The sequence below is a fragment of the Acidiphilium sp. JA12-A1 genome (assembly GCF_000724705.2).
Classification (GTDB): Bacteria; Pseudomonadota; Alphaproteobacteria; order Acetobacterales; family Acetobacteraceae; genus Acidiphilium; species Acidiphilium multivorum.
In genome coordinates, this window is sequence record NZ_JFHO01000154.1 from 1 (window position 1) to 2,408 (window position 2,408).

A 2,408-nucleotide genomic window follows, 5' to 3' on the forward strand; every position below is an offset into this window, starting at 1 on the left:
GGTTCGGGGTGCGCCACGCCCTCGGGCCGGCTTCGGCGCTGGCGCGGGAGCGGGCGCGGGCCATCATCGCCCTCGCGCCCGGCATCGCGCCCGCGATCGACGCCGCGCCGGCGGGGGAGATCGTCGCGCCGCTGCCGCCGGTGAGCGCCCGCGGACTCGGCTCCGCCGCTTGCGCCCGGGGCATGGTGCATCACTGGGTGAAGCTGCATGACGGGCAGATTGCCGCCGCCGCGCTGATCGATCCCGCCGCGGGGCGGTTCCGCGCGCTGGAGGATGCGGCCGTCGGGCTGGAAATGGAGGCGTTCGCCATGCTGGCCGAATGTTACGCGCTGCCGCCGGGGGCGATCGATGGATGAGGATGATCCCGTCCGGGTGCTGAGCGCCCGGCTGGCGGCCTCCGGCCAGGCGCTGCTCGGCCGCAGCCTTGCGGTGCGGCATGTCGATGCCGGCAGTTGCGGCGGCTGCGAGATCGAGATCGCGGCCTGCCGCCGGCTGCGCGGCGGCATGGCGGCGCAGGGAATCGCGATGGTGGAGGATCTTCGCGCCGCCGATATCCTGCTCGTCACCGGGGTGGCGACGCGCAACCTGGCCGAGGCGGTGCGCAAGAGCCTCGCCGGGATGGCGCCGCCGCGCTTCGTCGTCGCTGCCGGCGACTGCGCGCTCGATGGCGGCGTGTTCAAGGGCGTGCCGGCGGTTCTCGGCGGTGTGCAGGCGGTGATTCCGGTGGATCTGCTGATTGCCGGCTGCCCGCCCGCGCCACGGCAGATCCTCGCGGGGCTGGTTGCGCTGGTCGAGGCGAATGCGCGCGAACCTCGCCGGGCGCGGGTCGAGCCGCATGCCTGATTTCAGCCGCGAGCTTGCGCTGGGCGGCGTGGTGGCCGGCGTGGACGAGGTGGGGCGCGGGCCGCTCGCCGGGCCGGTCGTGGCGGCGGCGGCGATCCTGCCCGCCGACCTGCCGCCGGAGATCGCGGCACTGATCGATGATTCCAAACGCCTTTCGCCGGTGCGGCGGGAGGCGGCGCTGGCCGCGCTGATCGAGTCTGGCGCCGCGATCTCGGCGGCGGCGGCCTCCGTCGCGGAGATCGCGCGGCTCAATATCCTGCAGGCGAGCCTGTTGGCGATGCGGCGGGCGGTGGCGCGCCTGGCGGTTCGGCCGGATCATGTGCTGGTCGACGGGCAGGTGGCGCCGGATCTGCCGATGCCTTGCACGCCGGTGGTAGGCGGCGACGGGCTTTCGCTCTCGATCGCGGCGGCCTCGATCGCGGCGAAACTGGTGCGCGACCGGGCGATGAGCCGGCTCGACCGGCGCTATCCGGGATATGGGTGGGCGCGGAATTCAGGGTATGGAACGAAGACGCATCGAGACGCCATCCTGGGTCTCGGCATTACCCCGCATCACCGGCGGGGATTCGGACCGCTGCTGCCGCCGGCCTGAGCGGCGCGGGCGCGCCCGGTCAGCCGTATTTCCGCTCCGGGTGACGCAGGTGCCAGAGCCGCTCATGCGCGGCGACGAGGCTTTCGATGCTCTTGCGCCGGTTCGCGTCCGGATGGATCGAGCGCCGGGTCAGCAACCGCTCCAAAATCGCCAGCAGATCCTCGGCGATCTCGTAATCGTCCTGGTCGCAGGCATGGTGAAAGGCGATGAGAATCTTGTCCGACAGGCGGCGGCTGTACCGCGTCGGCGAACGCTCGGTCTTACCGGCATCTTCCGTGGTCAAATCGGGGGCATCGGTGTCGGTGAGGGCCATTGCAGCGTATCTGCTCATCCTGGTCCGTCGATAAGTTGAATCGATTGTGAATTGACGTGACCACGGCGGATACGATTCGACGGGAGGCGTGAACGAGCTTCCTGACCTGTCTCTCCTATCGCACGCTGAGAAAGACGCGCTGATCCGCGCGCTATGGGACGCGTTGCAATCATCCGAGCGCAGGAACGCGGAACTGGCAATCCGGCTTTCGGATGCGGAACGCCGGATTGCGGAGTTGGAGGCGCGGCTAAACGAACCGCCGAAGCGGCCGGACAATTCGAGCCTGCCGCCATCGCGCGGGCAGAAGCCAAACCGGCCCGAGAAAAGTCCGCGCAAGGGGCCCCGCAAAGGCAGTCTCGGCCGTGAGGGTGGCGGTCGCTTGCTTGCCGAGAACCCCGATCAGACGGTGATCGCGAAGGCGGCGCATTGCCAGCACTGCCGTGCCGGGCTGACTGACGCGGATCAGCGCCTCGCGCAGCGCTACGACAAGATCGATCTGCCGCCGATCAAGCCGGTCGTCACCCGCGTCGAACGCTATGCCGGCCATTGTCCGTGCTGTGGGGCGACCACGCTGGCAGCCGTCCCGGAAGGCATGGAGACCCGGCACACCATTCAGCCTCAACCTCGGTCGGCTCTCGCGAGTCTACCTGCGCGTCATCC

Annotated in this window: 4 protein-coding genes and 1 pseudogene; 4 read left to right on the plus strand and 1 reads right to left on the minus strand. The window is 70.1% G+C overall.

Features of this window, described 5'->3' with window-relative positions; translation table 11 throughout:
- The 3 genes and pseudogenes from RT91_RS18800 to RT91_RS18810 all read left to right on the plus strand — a co-directional run.
- Window positions 1-356: pseudogene (locus RT91_RS18800) on the plus strand (Ni Fe-hydrogenase III large subunit); the annotation flags it as partial.
- Window positions 349-843, plus strand: coding sequence for an NADH-quinone oxidoreductase subunit B family protein (locus tag RT91_RS18805; RefSeq protein ID WP_013639866.1), 495 nt, complete (start codon window positions 349-351; stop codon window positions 841-843). The pseudogene RT91_RS18800 and the gene RT91_RS18805, both read left to right, overlap by 8 nt.
- Window positions 836-1,435, plus strand: a complete 600-nt coding sequence (locus RT91_RS18810; RefSeq protein WP_035189237.1) for a ribonuclease HII — start codon at window positions 836-838, stop codon at window positions 1,433-1,435. Before RT91_RS18805 ends, RT91_RS18810 begins: the two co-directional genes overlap by 8 nt.
- A 19-nt stretch (window positions 1,436-1,454) precedes the next feature.
- On the opposite strand, the gene RT91_RS18815 is transcribed toward RT91_RS18810, so the two are convergent.
- Window positions 1,455-1,748: a hypothetical protein gene (locus RT91_RS18815; RefSeq protein WP_007423156.1), complete on the minus strand. Its 294-nt coding sequence runs from the start codon at window positions 1,746-1,748 to the stop codon at window positions 1,455-1,457.
- 88 nt (window positions 1,749-1,836) lie between these two features.
- On the opposite strand from RT91_RS18815, the gene RT91_RS21720 reads away from it, so the two are divergent.
- Window positions 1,837-2,408 (plus strand): DUF6444 domain-containing protein (locus RT91_RS21720; RefSeq protein ID WP_240314362.1); only part of this gene is annotated, 572 nt, incomplete at its 3' end.

Excerpts from the sequence above, each read along its gene's own strand:
- RT91_RS18810 (WP_035189237.1), top strand. The coding sequence starts at position 836 with ATGCCTGATTTCAGCCGCGAGCTTGCGCTGGGCGGCGTGGTGGCCGGC.
- RT91_RS18805 (WP_013639866.1), top strand. The coding sequence starts at position 349 with ATGGATGAGGATGATCCCGTCCGGGTGCTGAGCGCCCGGCTGGCGGCC.
- RT91_RS18815 (WP_007423156.1), bottom strand. The coding sequence starts at position 1,748 with ATGGCCCTCACCGACACCGATGCCCCCGATTTGACCACGGAAGATGCC.